A 16,123-nucleotide genomic window follows, 5' to 3' on the forward strand; every position below is an offset into this window, starting at 1 on the left:
GCCCTGCGCCCTGCGCATCTCGGGCGGCGGGCGGTTCGGCGACCGGGCGCTGTGGGCCGGCCGCCGCGGCAGTGGAGCGGGGCGGTTCAGGGCATGTTCAGGCCACGGTGCAGGCGGCACCGTTCAGGGTGAAGGCGGTCGGCGAGCTGGTCCCGGAGCCCGTGCCCTGGAAGCCGAAGCTCGTGGAGCCACCGGCCGGAACAGTCCCGTTGTAGCCCAGGTCCTTGGCGGTCACGGCCGCGCCGGACTGGGTGGCGGCCGCGTTCCAGGCGCTGGTGATCTTCTGGTCGGCGGGGAAGGTCCAGGCGAGCGACCAGCCGTTCAGGGCCGTGCTGCCGGTGTTGCGCACGGTGACGTCCGCGGTGAAGCCGCCGTTCCAGGCGCTGGAGACCTTGTAGGTGACGGAGCAGCCCGCACCGGCAGGCGGAGTGGTCGGCGGGGTGGTGGGAGGCGTCGTCGGCGGCGTGGTGGGGGGCGTGGTCGGAGGAGTCGTCGGCGGGGTGGTGGGAGGCGTCGTCGGCGGGGTCGTGGGCGGCGTGCTCGGGTCCGAGGCACCCGCGGAGGCGAGCTGGTAGGCCACGTCCGGCAGGAAGGTGCCCGCGGTGCCCGCGCAGCCGTCCGCCTCACCCGGCGGCTTCACCCAGAGGAAGGCGTCGATCGCCGGGTCCCCGGTGTTGGTCGTGGGGTAGGCGCCGATCGCCCGGCCGGACGGGTCGCACCAGGCCCCTCCCCCGGCCGGACCGTTGCCGTTGCGGCTGGTGTCGACGACGGCGTGCAGGTTGCCCGGGTTGCCCAGCGCGGACAGCACGTTCTTGGCGAAGTTGACCTCGTTCGCCGTGGTGTTGAAGTTGGAGACGTTGGTGAAGAGCCCGTCGGCGTTGGTCAGGATGCCGGCGCTGCGCAGCCGGGAGGCCTGCTCCGAGGCGCTGTTCCAGGCCGAGTGGCCGCCGTCCAGGTAGACCTTGGCGCTCGGGTCGGCGGCGTGGATGGTGGCGCCCGCCTGGGAGAGCGCGGCGAACCGGTCGGCCTGCTGCTGCCCGGACAGGCATGTGGTCAGGGCGATGGAGTCGGGCTCCAGGATGACGATCGACTGCCCGCTGCCCAGCCCGGCGGCGAACTTGCTCACCCAGCTCGCGTACGACGCCAGGTCCGGCGCGCCGCCGGCGGAGGCGCCGCCGCAGTCGCGGTTGGGGATCTCGTACACGGCCAGCACCGGCACCTGCCCGGCGGCGGCCGCGGCCGAGGTGACCTTCTGGACGTCGGCGGTGACGGTGGCCGGGCTGTAGTTGGAGAACCAGACCGCCTGCGGCTGGGAGGCGATCCTGCGGGCGATGACCGGCTCGCGGGAATCGCCCGGGTTGGCGGCGACCCACTTGTTGACCTGGGAGTTCGGGTCCTTGTAGAGCTGGGTGCCCGCGGGGATGCTGCCCTGCGCCGCGGCGCCCGCGGAGATCTGGGTGCTCAGGGCGATACCGGCGGCGGCGAGGCCGGTGGCCAGGCCGAGCGCCAGGGCCTTGCGCAGCCGCGGCCCGCGTGCGGCGGCCGCGTCCGGCCCGTCGGGGCGCGGCGTGCGGATGGGGGGTGTCACAGTCGTCCTCCGTGCTCTCGTGGGGGGAGAGGGCGGGCCCTCGGGTGAGGGCCGGGTGCGGCGGGGGCCTTCCATGGGAGCGCTCCCGCGCAACCGCGCCCGAGCCTAGCCAGCGCGGCCGAACTGCGAAATCCCTGTGCGGCATGCACTTTCCACCAAATGGGAGCGCTCCCACTCACGGGCCCGGCGTCCGCCGCGAGAATTTCCCCGCCGTACCGGGGCCCGGGGCCCCGGTCAGCCGCCCTGCGGCACCACGGCGACCGGGCAGTCCGCGTGGTGCAGCAGGGCGTGGTTGACCGGGCCCAGGTGCAGTCCGACCGCGCCGTCGCGGCGCCGCGCGCCCACCACGAGCAGGTCGCTCGACGCCGAGGCCGCCAGCAGCGGTGTGCGGGCCTTCGCCTCCGCGGTGCTCGCGCGCACGGTGACCTCCGGGTGGTCGCGGCGGGCGGCGCGCAGCGCCCCGTCGAGCACGCGCTCGGCGGTCTCCCGGCCCCCGCCCGCCTCGTCCGCGCCGTCCGGGCTGCGCCAGGCGTGCACGGCGTCCACGCCCGCCCCGCGCGCACGGGCCGTACGGAAGGCGAACCGCGCCGCGTCCGGCGCGTCGTCCGGGCCGCCCACACCGAGGGTGACCCGGCCGAAGCGCCCGGCGACGTTCGCGTCCCCGCCCCGCACCACGACGACCGGGCAGGGCGCCTGGCCCGCCACCGTGAGGCTCACCGAGCCCAGCAGCATGTCGGTGAGCTCGCCGCGGCCCCGGTTGCCCACGACCAGCGCGTACGCCTCGGGCGCCGCGCGCAGCAGGGCCCCGAAGGGGTCGTCGGCGACGTCCTGGGCGGTGAGCGGTACGCCGGGGCCGAGCCGGGCCGCCCGCTCACGGGCGGTGTCCACGACGGCGTCGTCCGCCGCCTGCTGCCCCGGCCGTACGGCCGCGAGCTTCGGGGCGGGGCGCACGTACCGGTCCCACAGCGAGGCGTGCAGGATGCGCAGCGGCAGCCCCAGGCGCGCGGCCTCGTCGACGGCCCAGTCCAGGGCCCGCAGGCTCGCGTCGGACCCGTCCACGCCGACCGTCAGTGGCTTCGTCATGACCGCACACCCGCTTCCCGGCCGCACACCGTCTCGTGCCGCCCCCTTCCACCGTGCCCCCTCCGGCGCCGGGCGGCCACGCGGTCGGGCACCCCGCCCCGGCCCGCGGGCACCGTGCGGCGGTGTCCGCGGGCCGGGGCGGGGTGCGGGTCGGTACGCCTAGGCGTAGTAGCGCAGCAGCGCGCCCTGGCCGCGGTGGTCGCTGTACTGCGCGGGCATGGTGCTCACGTTTCCGGCCGACTGGTGGGCGAGCGCGTAGTCCACGGTGACCTGGTTGTAGATGGCGTAGGTCTTGGTGAACAGGAAGTCGATCCGCACTCCGGCGTGCGTCCAGTGGTTGGCGTCCAGGCAGTTGTACGCGGCCGCGCCGGACAGGCCGCAGGCGCGGTACATCGCGTCCTTCCAGCCCAGGTTCGACACCGTGCTGCCGCAGCTGTCGACCAGGTCGGCGTTGGTGCCGGTGTACCAGCACTCCCAGTCGACCTGGCTCGGGGAGGTGAGGGCGCCGTCGAAGTGGTTCCAGTCCCCGGCCATGATCTGCATGGAGGACGAGCCGAGGCCGCCGACCACGGAGCTGACGGTCTTCATGTTCTCCCAGGCGCAGTCGGCGTCCGGGTTGGCGGAGTCGTCCGCGGCGACGGGCAGGTGGACGGACGCGACGTTGATGAACTTGCTGGTGTCCAGGTCGTCCTTGAAGCGCTGCACCAGCGCGTACCAGGAGCTGGCGGTGCAGCCCGCGCTCGCGTTCGCCCGCTCCTTGAGCTGGACGTTCTGCTTCGTGCCGCCGACGTACGACAGCCGGCCGGTCCGGTAGACGATGGCCGCTCCGCCGCGCTCGGTCGTCTCGTAGCAGTAGTAGTCCAGCCCGGTCCTGGCCTCCAGCGCGTACTCGAACTCGTGGCAGCTCGGGTTGCCCAGCACCGTGGTGCCGGCCTCCTGGAGCGTGACGATGTCCGGCACGTACGCGACCCTGGCCGGGTCGGTGATGTAGTCGACGAACTCGCGGTAGTCGGTACACGGGCTGGTGGGACAGCTGCTCGGATCGGTCTCCATGCCGTGCGTGTTGAGGTTCCAGACCTGCAACCGGTCGGACGGCGCCTGCGCCTGGCCGGTCGCGGCGCGGGCGGTCCCGGCGGGCACCGCCATGACGCCGAGCGCGACCAGGAGCGCCGCGACCGCGAAGGCCACGAGGGACCTGGCGGAGCGGTGCGCGGGCGTCGCGGGGAGGGCCGCCGCCGCGGGAGTTCTGGCTGCCTTGAACATGCCTGTCTCCATGGGTGGGAGGGTGATGACCGTTCAGCCGCGCGGGCGCCCGCGCGTGTCGACCGCGCGCCGCGCCGGACGGCGGGGCGACTGTAGGCCGCCGGCATCCCCCGCGGCATTGGCACCGGACGCCGGGCGATTGGCGGGGAGCGCCCTCTCCCGCCGGGCCGGTCGCGGCGCGGTCAGGGCGCCCGGGGGGTGTCCGGCGGGCCGGGAAGGACCGGCGGGGTCTCCCGCGGGTCGGGGAAGACCGGGCGGATGTCCCCCGCGGTGACCGCCCGGCGGTACGCGCCGGGCGGCGTCCCGTACGCCGCCCGGAAGGCGCGGCTGAAGTCCGCCGCGCTGCCGTACCCCCAGCGCGCGCCGACCGCCGCCACCGGCAGGTGGGCGTAGGCGGGGTCGGCGAGGTCGCTGCGGCAGTGCTCCAGCCGCCGTCGGCGGATCCACTCGCGCACCGTCACCCCCTGCTCCTGGAAGAGCCGGTGCAGGTGGCGGACCGACACATGGTGTGCGGCGGCGATGTCGCCCGGGGTGAGCGGGCCGCCGCGCAGGTTGCGCTCGACGAAGGCCTGCACCTCGGCCAGCAGCACCCGGCGGCGGGCCTCGGCGGGCACCTCGGCCTGCGCGTCCGCGTAGTGCGCGAGCGCCGCCGCGGTCAGGTCCACCGTGGCGGTGGCGAGCCGGGCGGCGTCGTTCGGGCCGAAGGCGGGGGAACGGTCGGACAGGCCCCGCAGGAAGTCCGTGAGGAGTCCGGAGACCGCCGTCCCCGGCAGCCGGAAGCCGATGAGGCGGTCCAGCCGCCCCGGCGGCAGCGGCATCACCTCCCTGGGGACGGACAGCGCGGTGACCTGCGCGCCGGTGGCGGGCACCCGGGCGTCGAAGGGCCGCCCGCCGTTCAGCAGCAGCAGTTCGCCGGGTTCGGGCACGGTGTCGTGGCTGCCGCACAGCAGCCGCTGCAGACCCCGTCTGACCCAGATGAGCAGGTAGGCGTCGTAGCCGTCCCCGCGCGCCATCCGGCTCGTGCGGCGGCTGCGCAGGGCGGAGTACTCCAGGTCGCACAACTGGACGTCGCCGAGGTCGTGGCGCCGCAGGACCGCCCGGAAGCCGTCCGGGTCGTCGCATTCGACCGAGGACGGGATGAACTGGTGCGAGACGAGGTCGCGCCACCACTCCAACCGCTCATCGGGAGCCCGATGTTCGGAGCTGTACACCGATGCGAACATACAGGCGTGTCCCTCCCCGCCCGATGATGCACCACCGCCGCCGCGGGCGTCACTGCGGCGGCGGGCCGAGGCGTGCGGCCACGGCGTCGAGGACCCACTCCAGGCCGGTGTCGAAGGACGTCCCCGCGTCGGCGTCCGTGCCCTCGTGCACGGCTCTGGACAGCGCCGGGAAGCGTCCCGTGGCCAGCATCCTCGTCAGGTGCGGGCCGGAGGCGCGCTGCCACTCGCGCTCGGACAGGCCCGTGGCGCGCTCGGCCCGCAGCCGGGCGATCTCGCGCCGGATCGCGCCGGTGACGTAGGCGGTGACGGTCTCCACCGCGCGCATCGCGGTGTCGACGTCGGTGTGCCCGAGGAGGGCGGCCAGCGTCGCCTCGCCCACGGCGAGGCCGTTCGGGCCCAGGGCGGGGCGCCCGCCGAGCAGGTCGGCCAGCCACTCGTGGCGCAGCGCGGTCTGCCGGGTGCCGTGGGCGAGGGCGCGTAGCGCCGCCCGCCAGTCGGCGGGGTCCGCGGCGGGGAGGATCTCGGCGCGGACCTCGTCCAGCATGAGGTCGAACAGCTCCTCCTTGGTGGCGAGGTAGCCGTACAGCCGCATCGGGCCGGCGTTCAGCCGGGCGGCGACCTTGCGCAGCGACACCGCCTCCAGCCCGCCCTCGTCGGCGAGCGCGACGGCGGCGGCGACGATCCGCGCGCGGTCGAGGGGTACGGGGCGGGTCGGCGGCTCCGGGCGGTCCCACACAGTCATGGTCACCACCGTACTGTTGCCAGACGTCGTATCGGATCAATACAGTGTATCGACATGAGACACCGCATCGCAGTGGTCGGCGGCGGTCCCGCCGGCCTCGCCTTCGCCCGCGTCATGCACCGTCACGGCCACCGGGTCACCGTGCTGGAACGCGACTCCTCCCCCGCCGCCCGCCCGCCGGGCGGCACCCTGGACCTGCACACCGGGCTCGGCCAGCTCGCCCTCGACAAGGCCGGGCTGCTCGCGGACTTCCTGGCGCTGTCCCGCCCCGAGGGGCAGGCGATGCGCATCCTCGCCACGGACGGCACCGTGCTGCGCGACTGGCGGCCCCGCCCGGACGACCTGGCCAACCCCGAGATCGACCGCGGACAGCTGCGCGACCTGCTGCTCGGCCCCCTCGACGTCCGCTGGGGGCACGGCGTGACCCGGGTGGGGCCGGTGACGGCGGACGGGGTGCCGGTGACGTGCGCGAACGGGTGGCGCGAGACGTTCGACCTGGTGATCGGCGCGGACGGCGGCCGCTCCCGGGTCCGCCCCGCGGTCTCCCCGGTGACGCCGCACTACACCGGGATCACCGCCGTCGAGACCTCGCTGGACGACATCGACACCCGCCACCCGGACCTCGCCCGGCTGGTCGGCGACGGCGCCCTGGGCGTGTACGGCGCGAACCGCTCCGTCGTCGCCCAGCGCGGCAGCGGCGGCCACGTCACGGTGCACGCGCGCTTCCGCGGACCGCTGGCGGACGGCCCGGCGGACCCGGAGGCCGCGCGGTCCGAGCTGCTGGCCCTGTTCGACGGCTGGGCCCCGGCCGTCCTCGACCTCCTGCGGTACGGCACCGGCTTCGTCCGCCGCCCCCTCCACGTCCTGCCCGTGGGCCACACCTGGCCGCACGTCCCCGGGGTGACCCTGCTGGGCGACGCCGCCCATCTGATGCCCCCGCTCGGCGCGGGCGCGAACCTCGCGCTGCTGGACGGCGCCGAACTCGCCGAGGCCCTCGCCGCGGACCCGGCGGACCCGGACGCCGCCGTGCGCGCCTTCGAGGAGCGGATGTGGACGCGGGCCGCCCGGTGGGCGGCGATCACGGCGGACGGCCTGGAGCGCCTGGTGAGCCCGGACCCGGCCGCGGCCCTCGCCGTCTTCGACGCGGTCCAGCCGTCCTGACCGCCGGGCGTCAGGGGGTGTCCGGCCGCGCCGCGAGGCCGTCGCACACGACGGCCACCAGGAGGTCCTGGTCCACCGGGGCGGCCGGGTCGCGGGGGCGGCCGCGCAGCGCGTGCAGCACCCCGGACAGCAAGGCCATCAGGTCGGCCGTGCCGAGGTCGGGGCGTACGGCGCCGGCGCGCTGGGCCCGCGCCAGGAGGCGGCCGACCTCGTCGCGCAGCTCACCGGCGGTCGCGGTGACGGCGGTCCGCACCTGCGCCCCGGCGCCGCCCAGGGCGTCCACGAGATCCTGCTTGGGGGCGGCCTCGCGCACCATGTGGGCGACGAAGCCGAAGAAGGCGGCGCCCGGGTCGGTGTCGCCCGCCGCCTCCCGCGCGCGGGCGACGAGTTGGCGCAGCCGCTCGTGGACGACGGCCTCGAAGAGCGCCTCCTTCGTCGGGAAGTGCCGGTAGAGGGTGCCCGGACCGACCCCGGCGCGGCGGGCGACGCTGTCCAGCGACACCCCGATCCCCTCCTCGGCGAAGGCGTCCTGCGCCGCTCGCAGCAGCAGGTCGCGGTTGCGTTTCGCGTCGGCCCGCACGATCCGTCCACCTCACTGTCCGGGAAACCCGTCCGAGAAGCCCCGTCCGGGAAACCTGTCGGGGAAACCCTGTAAACGGGGCGCACTCTCCGGTACCGTCCAACCGGGGCGCACCCTCCGTTTCCGCCGGCCCACCTTAGCGCGGCCCCCGCACGCCCGGAACCGGAAGCCCGTACCGGAAGGACACCAGCATGCCGAGCACCGCCCGCGAGACCGCCGAGGGCTTCCTCGCCGCCACCACCGGAGCCGACCCCGGGGCTCTGGCCGACTTCTACGCCCCGCACACCGTCATCGAGATGCCGTTCGCCCCGCCCGCGCTCTACCCGGCCCGCACCGAGACCGACCGCGAGTCCCTGCGCGCCCGCTTCCGGGCCGGTGCCGCCGTGCGCCGGTACGAGCGCGTCAGCGGGGTGCGGATCCACGAGACGGCCGACCCCGAGGTCGTGATCGTCGAGTACGACCTGCACGGGCGGCTCGTCGGCGGCGGCGAGCCGTTCACGCTGTCGTTCCTGATGGTGATGACCGTCCGGGACGGCGTGATCGTGCACACCCGCGACTACGCCGACCCGATCGCCGGGGCGACGGCCCTCGGACGGCTCCCGGCGCTGCTGGAGGCCCTCGCCGCCCCCGCGCACGGCTAGCGCGGGGAGCGGGCGGGCCGTCAGCTCCCGTGCGCGGCCCGCTCCGCGGCGATGAAGTCGCGGTACCAGCGGTAGCTGTCCTTGGGCGTGCGCCGCAGCGTGTCGTAGTCGACGCGGACGATGCCGAAGCGGCGGTCGTAGCCGAAGGCCCACTCGAAGTTGTCCAGCAGCGACCACACGTAGTAGGCGCGCACGTCCACGCCCTCGGCGACGGCCTGGGCCAGCGCGTCGAGGTGGTCGCGGAGGTAGGCGACACGGTCGGCGTCGTGCACCGTGCCGTCCGCGCCGGGGACGTCGGCCTCGGCGGAGCCGTTCTCGGTGACGACGATCGGCGGCAGGCCGGGGTAGCGGCGGTCGAGGTCGACGAGCAGGTCGCGGAAGGAGGAGGGGACCACGGGCCAGCCCATGGTGGTCCGGCGGGCGGCGGGGTCGCCCCAGGTCTCCTCGGCGCGGATGTCGACAGCGGTGCGCAGCGCCGGGTCGGCCTCCCGCCAGGGGGCGTCGGCCACGGTGATGGGCCGGTAGTAGTTGACGCCGCAGAAGTCCAGCGGGCGGGAGGCGAGTGCGAGGTCGCCGTCGCGGCGGAAGGCGAAGTCGCTGATGTCCCCCCAGATCTCCCGCTCGCCCTCGGGGTAGCGGCCGAGGAAGATCGGGTCGAACCAGCAGCGGTTGTGCAGGATCTCGGCGCGCTCGACGGCCTCGGCGTCGGCCTGCGAGGCGGTGGCGGGCAGCAGCCGGTCGGGGTTGAGCGCGATGCCGACCTCACGGGCCCCGGCGGCACGCAGCGCGTCGACGGCCAGGCCGTGCCCGACGAGCAGGTGGTGCACGACGGCGAGGGCGCCGTCGCCCTCCCGGGTACCGGGGGCGTGGCGGCCGATCGCATGGCCCACGAAGGCGGTGCAGAAGGGCTCGTTGAGGGTCATCCAGCGGCCCGCCCGGTCCGCGAGGCGTTCGGCGACGACGGCCGCGTAGTCCGCGAACGCCTCGGCGGTGGCGCGGACCCGCCAGCCGCCGGTGTCCTCCAGCGGCTGCGGCAGGTCCCAGTGGTAGAGCGTGGGTGCGGGTTCGACGCCCGCGGCGAGCAGCTCGTCCACCAGACGGTCGTAGAAGTCGAGCCCGGCCGGGTTCACCTTCCCGGTGCCCTCCGGGACGATCCGCGGCCAGGCGACCGAGAAGCGGTAGGTGTCGGCGCCCAGGTCGCGCAGCAGCGCGACGTCCTCCGGGTAGCGGTGGTAGTGGTCGCACGCGACGTCCCCGGTGGCGCCTTCGGCGGTGGCCCCGGGCGTACGGGAGTAGGTGTCCCAGATGGAGACGCCGCGGCCGTCCTCGCCGGTGGCGCCCTCGATCTGGTAGGCCGCGGTGGCGGCGCCGAACCGGAAGCCGCGCGGGAAGCGCGGGGCGGGGGCGGACGTCATGGGGGCTCCTCGTGGTGTCGATCTTCGCGGCCGCCACCTTACGCGGCGGCCGCGACGACCGGCGGACGGCGTCCCCGTGGGCGGCCGGCGCCGGGGCCTCCCACGGGCCGTCGGCTCACACCCGGCTGACCACCCCGCAGTCCCGCTTGGTGCCGAGCGGCTTGCTGCGGTCGTACGGGTCCGTGGCGGGGCCGCTCGGGGTGACCTTCGGGGCGACCTCGGGCAGCGGGTGCAGATACCCGTCCTCGATGTCGCAGGCGGAGCCGCCGAAGGACGCGTTGCCCGACACGATCTGCACCTTGCCGCGCGGAGCGCGCGGGAACCAGTCGGTGTCCACCTCGCGCCGTACGACCAGCCGGGACACCTGCCCGTGCGCGTCCCCGGCCTTCGTGAAGGCGTAGACGAAGGTGTAGTCGCTGTGCACGCGCACGCCCCCGTGGCCGGCGGACCCGAAGGTCATCCGGCCGCGGACCTTGACCACCGTGCCGACCGGCTGGACCTCCTTCGGGTCGTAGCGGGTGAACCAGCTGGTCGGGTTCTTCTTCTTGCTCGGCGCGCGCAGCGCGTCCTTCATCACGGCCGGTTCGCCGTTGACCGGGTCGACCAGCCGCAGGGCCGCGGCCGGGTAGCCGCCGCGCAGCACCGCCGGGTCGAGGTCGGACGCGACCAGGTAGTCCCTGGTCGTCCGCAGGACCGTGGCGACCTGCTGGGCACTCACATCGCCGACCGCGGTGGCGTGCGGCACCTCGATGCCGGCCGCGCCGTCGGCCCACGCGAGGGCGGGCGAACCGGCGAAGGGGTGGCTCACCGTGGGCATGTCGGGATCGACGGCCGGGGGCGGGGCGGTCGGCGGCGCGGTCTCGGGCGGCAGCGGCACGGTGTCCGCGGGCGTGTCGGACGCGGTGTCGGAGCCGCCGGAGGAGTGCCAGTGGCCGTGCGCCAGCGCCCGCGCGCCGGACGGGTTGACGGCGATCATCGCGAGCGCCGCGACCACCACCACGACCAGCCCCGCGCGGGCCAGGTCCCGCCACGGCCTGCTCTCGCCGCGCCGCATCTCCCGCCAGGCGGGCCCGGTCCGCCACCCCGCCGGTTCCTGGGGGCGGCGCTCCCTGCGGCCCCACCGGCGCTTCGCCGCGGCCCGCTCACGCTCGGCCGCCGCCTCGTCCTCGCGCCGCAGCCGCTCGGTCACCATCCGGGCGCGGGCCGAGGGCTCCTTCGGCGCGGTGGCCCGGATCCTGCCCGGGGTGTCGTCCGCGAATGCCTCCCACACCTCGTCGGGTACGGCGGACGGCTCGTCGTCTTCCTCGCGCGGAGGCGGGGACGCAGTTGTCATCGAACACCCTTGATCTCACCGGAAGTCGGCAGAGATTACCGCACGCGAGAACACCTGTTCGCACGGCCCCGCCCGTCGAAGGTGTGGCCCGCTCCCACCGTGCCGGAAGGCCGGAAGGGGAGGTCCAGGACAGCGGCCACCGCCGCGTTCTCGCCGTTCTCGCGTATCTGGCCGCAGCGCGGGGTCTGACACGCGCCGCCGGCCCGGACGCGCGGGGCGTCCGGGCCGGCGGGACCGGTGGTGGCGGGGTGTCAGCCGCGGGCCAGCAGCTCCACCTCCGCCAGGGACGTGGCGCTCGTGTCACCGTTGTTCGCGGTCACCACCAGGCGGTAGGTGGTGTACGCGCCGGGGTGGGCGATCTCGAACGGCCGCGTCTGCAGGCGGTCGGTGAAGGTCTCGCCGGTCCGGGTGTCGAGCGTCTTCCAGTGCGTGCCGTCGGTGGAGCCCTGGAGCTGCCAGCTGCGCGGGTCCTGGGCGGCGGCGGTGCTGCCGGAGGTCAGGGTGTAGAAGGCGGCCTTCTGCCCCGGCTTCGCGGGCTTCCCGGACGTCGCGGCGGCGCCGCCGAAGGTGTACTGCACGGTGGGAGCGGCGGACGGGAAGGTGACCGCGGTCTTCGAGGTGTTGTCGAAGAGCTTGGCCACGTCCGTGCCGTCACCCGCGGCCGCGGTGCCCTTGCCGTCGCCGGTCAGGTCGGCCAGCGGCCGCGGGGTGGCGCCGGGCGCGGTCAGGGACGGCGGCAGCGCGTCCTTGCCGGTGCCCCACGACGACGGGCGGGAGCCCATCGTGAAGTCCAGCCGGGCGCCCGACGCGAGCTGGCTCTGCGTCAGGTAGACCTTGTTCCACGGCTTGCCGTTGACCTTCAGCGACTGCACGTAGATGTTCTTCCCGCTGTTGCCGGGCGCGTTGACGACGATGCTGCGGCCGTTGTCCAGGTGGACGGTGGCCTTGGTGAACAGCGGGGAGCCGATCACGTAGTTGTCGTTGCCCACCTGGAGCGGGTAGAAGCCGAGCGCGCTGAAGACCTGCCAGGTCGAGGTGGCGCCGTTGTCCTCGTCGCCGGGGTAGCCCTGGCCGATGGAGCTGCCGGTGAACAGCCGCTGCTGGATCTCCCGGACGGCGGCCTGCGTCTTGGCCGGGGCACCGGCGTAGTCGTACATGTACGGGATGCCGAAGGACGGCTGGTTGCTCATGCCCAGCTCGCCCATCCGGACGTCGCGGGCCTCGATCATCTCGTGGATGGTGCCGCCGTAGCCGCCCGCGTCGCCGTCGGCGGTCTCCTGGGTGCCGAAGAACGCGTCGAGCTTCTTCTCCAGGCCCTTCTGGCCGCCGTAGAGCGCGGCGAGGCCGTTCGGGTCCTGCGGCACGGTGAAGGCGTAGTTCCAGGCGTTGGTCTCGGTGTACTCGTTGCCCCACTGCTGCGGGTCGTACGAGGCGTCGGGGACGCGCCACGAGCCGTCGGCCTTACGGCCCTCGAAGAAGCCGACGCCCTGGTTGAACAGGGTGGTGTAGTTCTGGGCGCGGCCCAGGAAGTACGCCGACTCCTCCCGGTAGCGCTCGCGGTCGGCCTTGGAGGTGTGCGGGTCCTCGGCGAGCCGGGCGGCCATCTGGCCGATGCCGTAGTCGTTGACGTAGCCGTCGAGCGACCACGACACGCTGCCGTCCACCGAGGTGTTGGTGTAGCCGTTGAAGACCGAGGTGTCCAGGCCCTTGCGGCCGACGCCGCCGGCGGTCGGGACGACGGTGGCGTTCTTCACGGCTGCCTCGTAGGCGGCCTTGGCGTCGAAGTTGTCCACGCCCTTGGCGAGGGCGTCGGCGAAGGCGACGTCGGAGCTGGTGCCGGTCATCAGGTCGGCGTAGCCGGGCGAGGACCAGCGGGCGGTCCAGCCGCCGTCCTTGTACTGCTGCACGAAGCCGTCGGCGAGTTCACCGGCGGTCTTCGACTCCAGCAGGGAGTAGGCGGGCCACTCGCTGCGGTAGGTGTCCCAGAAGCCGTTGTTGACGTAGACCTTGCCGTCGACGATCTTCGCGCCGGTCTGCGTGGGGGTGCTGGCGCCGGTGGCCGGGGAGAACGGGCTGGCGTACCGGTACACCGGCCGGGCGGCCGTACCGGTGTTCTCCGCACCGGAGTTGGGGTACAGGTTCATCCGGTAGAGGTTCGAGTACAGCGTGGTGAGCTGCTCCTCGCTCGCGCCCTGGACCTCGACCTTGCCGAGCTTGGCGTTCCACTGCCGTTCGGCGTTCTTCTCGACGGTGTCGAACGAGGTGCCCTTCGGGATCTCCAGGTCCAGGTTCTTGCGCGCCTGGTCGGCGCCGATGAACGAGGTGGCGATCCGCATCGTCACCGTGCGGGAGCCCGAGGTGTCGAAGGCGGCGTAGCCGGTGACGTTGTCGCGGCCCTGCCCGGTGACCTTGGCAGCCGTGCCGGGGGCGCGGTCGAACTCCGCGTGCACGTACATCCGCGTGGCGGCCTCGCCGCCGCCGGTGTTGACGTCGGACCAGCCGTCCAGGGTGCCCGCGGCGGCGTCGAAGGTGAGGCCGCCGTTGTTGTTGACGTTGTCGAACAGCAGGTTGCCGTGGTCACCGGGGAAGGTGAAGCGGAATTCCGCGGCGTGGTCGGTGGGCGCGATCTCCGCCTTGATGCCGTTGGTGAAGGTGACGCCGTAGTAGTGCGGCTGCGCCACCTCGTCCTTGTGGTCGAAGGCGAGCGCCCGCTTGGTGCGGTTCAGGTCCGGGGTGCCGGACACCGCGGAGGGCATGACCTGGAAGGTGTCGCGGTCCCCCATCCACGGGCTGGGCTCGTGGCTGATGCCGAGCGCCTGGAGTTCGGGCAGGTTGGCGGCGTCGTTCTGCGCCGCGTAGCTGTACTCCCAGCTGGTCGATCCGGCGTCGGTGACCGGCGTGAAGAAGTTGAAGCCGTTCGGGACGGCCGTCAGCGGCAGGTTGTTGCCGCGGGAGAAGGAGCCCGAGGCGTTGGTGCCGCGCCGGGTGTCGACGTGGTCGGCGTAGCTCGCGTGCGGGTCGCGGGCCGGGGCCGAGCCGATGGTCAGGTCGTCGATCCACCCCTTGAACTGGGTGTTCGCGCCCGCCTCCGCGCTGCCCGCCGGGTTGTCGTAGCCCAGCAGGATGCGGTCGATCGTCTTGCCCGCGGCCACCTTGCCGAGGTCCGAGGCGACGGCGTTCCACTGCGAGGCGTAGAGGATCTTGGACGTGCCCTGGCCCTGCGGGCTGAGCGGCACGCCGTTCTGGTCCTGCGCCGGGGTGCGCAGCCTGCTGAGATAGCTGCCGTCGGTGAAGTGCAGGTCGATGGCGGCGTACGTGCTGGGGTAGGCCAGGTCCGCGCCGGTCAGCTCGGGGAAGATGTCGTACGACAGCCGGGTGTCGCGCCTGACCGGGATGTGCACGTCGTAGAGCTTGTTGTACGCGTGCACGGCCCCGGACCGGGTGTGGCTGCCCGCGTACTCCAGGGCCTTGAGGCCGCTGAAGCCCACGCTCGGCTTGACGTTCGGGCCCGAGGCGGGTCCGGCGCCGATCTCGGTGGTCATGCCGGACACCGGCGGCGGCGCCGCGGAGCCGTCGGACAGGATGAGGTCGCCGAGCTGCACGATGGAGCCGCTGGTGTTGGCGGTGACGTTCAGCCGGTAGTAGCGGTACGCGCCCGGGTCGGCGACGTCGTAGACGTTGCTCTTGAACCGCCCGGCGAACTTGGCACCGCTGCGGGTGTCGACGGTGGTCCAGTCGGTGCCGTTCGCGGAGCCCTGGAGGGTGAAGTCCTTCGGGTCGCGCTCCGGGGAGTCGTTCGCGGAGGTGAGCGCGTACTTCTTCACCGTCACGTCCGCCGACAGCTGGTACTGCACCCAGCCGGTGGCGGCGAAGGTGAGCCACTTGGTGTTCGGGTCCTCGTCGGCGACGTTCCCCGCGACCTCGTTCGGCGGGTTGTCCGAACTGGCCGTCACCGCGGTGATGTCGTCCTTGACGCTGCCGGGCAGCACGGGCAGCGTGCCCGCGGTCACCCCGGCGACCTCCGGGTCGCCCTTGGCGTCGGTCTCCGCGGTGTCGGTCCAGGTCGGCTGGGGGTCACCGGGTTCGAAGGACGTCGTGAAGGCGGGGGCGGCGCCGCCCGCCCGTGTGACGTCCGCGTGCGCGAGCGCGGTCGCGGGCACGGTCAGTGCCATCGAGACCGCGCCGGCCAGCGCGGCTCTGGTGAGGGTGCGGCGCAGGGGGCCACGTCTCATGGGTGCTGCCTTTCTCCTTGCGGTTCCGGGGTGCTGCTCAGCGGGCCTCATGCGTCACGCCCGCTCAGCGCGTACAGCGCCAGCCGGGTGTCGTCGGGCAGGGTGAGCGAGACCGCGGTCCTGGTGCTGTCCAGCGGGAGGGTCAGGTGCCAGATGCCGACGCCGACGCCGTCGGGCGTCCCGTGCGCGTCGTAGCGGCTGGCCGCGTGGATCGCCGGGTCCTCGCCGAGCCGCGGGGATCCCGACGCCCAGTCGGTCGCGACGAGCCGGACGTCGGCGGTGGTGCCGTCGGCGTAGGTGACGGTGGCGGTGCTGTCCACGTCCCCGTGGTGGGCGGTGAGCAGCACATCGAGCGCCGAGTAGCCGCGCGCCACCAGCGGCACGGTCTGGCCGTGGGCGGTCGCGAAGTTCGCGGCGCTGCCGGTGGTGTCGGGGAAGCGGTACGCGTGCCCGCCGAGGACACCGAGGCCGGGGGCGGGCAGGCTCTCGGCCGGGAAGCTGGTGCCCGTACCGTCGAAGTCGGCCCCGGTGGATCCGGCCGTGCCGACGCCGTCCACGTCGTACTGCCCGGACAGGTCCTGCACGCAGGAGCCGGTCGTGCCGGTGCAGCTGGCCGTGGTCACCGAGACCGGGACGGTCCTGGTGACGGTCGGCCCGCCCTTCTGGGTCACCGTGACGGTCACCGGATAGGTGCCGTCGGGGGTGCCCGCGGGGGCGGTGATGTGCACGGGCACCTGGTGGGTGGCGGGCAGGGTGTCCGAGCTGACCTGGAAGGTCGTCTGCCCGGGGTCCGCGGTGAGCGGGGCGGGCGCGGTGACCGTGACGGTGCCGGAGGCGCGGTGCGGCGCCGTCAGGACCGCGG

The 16,123-nt window shown here is 74.2% G+C and carries 11 protein-coding genes; 2 read left to right on the top strand and 9 right to left on the bottom strand.

What is annotated here, in order from left to right; all coding sequences use genetic code 11:
- Positions 1-97: 97 nt before the first annotated feature.
- The 5 genes from ACWERV_RS29215 to ACWERV_RS29235 all read right to left on the bottom strand — a co-directional run bounded on the left by ACWERV_RS29215 (position 98) and on the right by ACWERV_RS29235 (position 5,899).
- Entirely contained in the window at positions 98-1,588 is a 1,491-nt protein-coding gene (locus ACWERV_RS29215) for a glycoside hydrolase family 6 protein (protein WP_452938644.1), read from the bottom strand.
- Between the two features lie 234 nt (positions 1,589-1,822).
- Entirely contained in the window at positions 1,823-2,671 is an 849-nt protein-coding gene (locus ACWERV_RS29220; protein WP_452938647.1) for a universal stress protein, read from the bottom strand.
- A gap of 159 nt (positions 2,672-2,830) precedes the next feature.
- A complete protein-coding gene (locus ACWERV_RS29225; protein WP_452938650.1) occupies positions 2,831-3,946 on the bottom strand; it encodes a hypothetical protein in 1,116 nt (371 codons plus the stop codon).
- A 170-nt stretch (positions 3,947-4,116) separates the two neighbouring features.
- The gene (locus ACWERV_RS29230; RefSeq protein ID WP_452938653.1) at positions 4,117-5,157 is read right to left on the bottom strand and encodes an AraC-like ligand-binding domain-containing protein; all 1,041 of its coding nucleotides are present in this window, start codon (positions 5,155-5,157) and stop codon (positions 4,117-4,119) included.
- 49 nt (positions 5,158-5,206) lie between these two features.
- Positions 5,207-5,899: a TetR/AcrR family transcriptional regulator gene (locus ACWERV_RS29235; RefSeq protein WP_452938655.1), complete on the bottom strand. Its 693-nt coding sequence runs from the start codon at positions 5,897-5,899 to the stop codon at positions 5,207-5,209.
- A gap of 54 nt (positions 5,900-5,953) precedes the next feature.
- On the opposite strand from ACWERV_RS29235, the gene ACWERV_RS29240 reads away from it, so the two are divergent.
- Positions 5,954-7,060, top strand: a complete 1,107-nt coding sequence (locus tag ACWERV_RS29240; protein WP_452938658.1) for an FAD-dependent oxidoreductase — start codon at positions 5,954-5,956, stop codon at positions 7,058-7,060.
- 10 nt (positions 7,061-7,070) lie between these two features.
- Here the strand turns inward: ACWERV_RS29240 and ACWERV_RS29245 are convergent, their stop codons facing one another.
- Positions 7,071-7,640 (bottom strand): TetR/AcrR family transcriptional regulator, encoded by a 570-nt coding sequence (locus tag ACWERV_RS29245; protein WP_452938661.1) that lies wholly within the window; start codon positions 7,638-7,640, stop codon positions 7,071-7,073.
- A gap of 191 nt (positions 7,641-7,831) precedes the next feature.
- On the opposite strand from ACWERV_RS29245, the gene ACWERV_RS29250 reads away from it, so the two are divergent.
- On the top strand, positions 7,832-8,281 hold the full coding sequence (locus ACWERV_RS29250) for a nuclear transport factor 2 family protein (RefSeq protein WP_452938663.1): 450 nt from the start codon (positions 7,832-7,834) through the stop codon (positions 8,279-8,281).
- A gap of 20 nt (positions 8,282-8,301) precedes the next feature.
- On the opposite strand, the gene ACWERV_RS29255 is transcribed toward ACWERV_RS29250, so the two are convergent.
- The 3 genes from ACWERV_RS29255 to ACWERV_RS29265 all read right to left on the bottom strand — a co-directional run bounded on the left by ACWERV_RS29255 (position 8,302) and on the right by ACWERV_RS29265 (position 15,261).
- The gene (locus ACWERV_RS29255; protein WP_452938665.1) at positions 8,302-9,696 is read right to left on the bottom strand and encodes a GH1 family beta-glucosidase; all 1,395 of its coding nucleotides are present in this window, start codon (positions 9,694-9,696) and stop codon (positions 8,302-8,304) included.
- A gap of 115 nt (positions 9,697-9,811) precedes the next feature.
- Positions 9,812-11,029: a hypothetical protein gene (locus tag ACWERV_RS29260; protein ID WP_452938667.1), complete on the bottom strand. Its 1,218-nt coding sequence runs from the start codon at positions 11,027-11,029 to the stop codon at positions 9,812-9,814.
- A gap of 251 nt (positions 11,030-11,280) precedes the next feature.
- Entirely contained in the window at positions 11,281-15,261 is a 3,981-nt protein-coding gene (locus tag ACWERV_RS29265) for a GH92 family glycosyl hydrolase (protein ID WP_452938670.1), read from the bottom strand.
- Positions 15,262-16,123 lie beyond the last annotated feature (862 nt).

This window comes from Streptomyces sp. NPDC004031 (genome assembly GCF_053604375.1).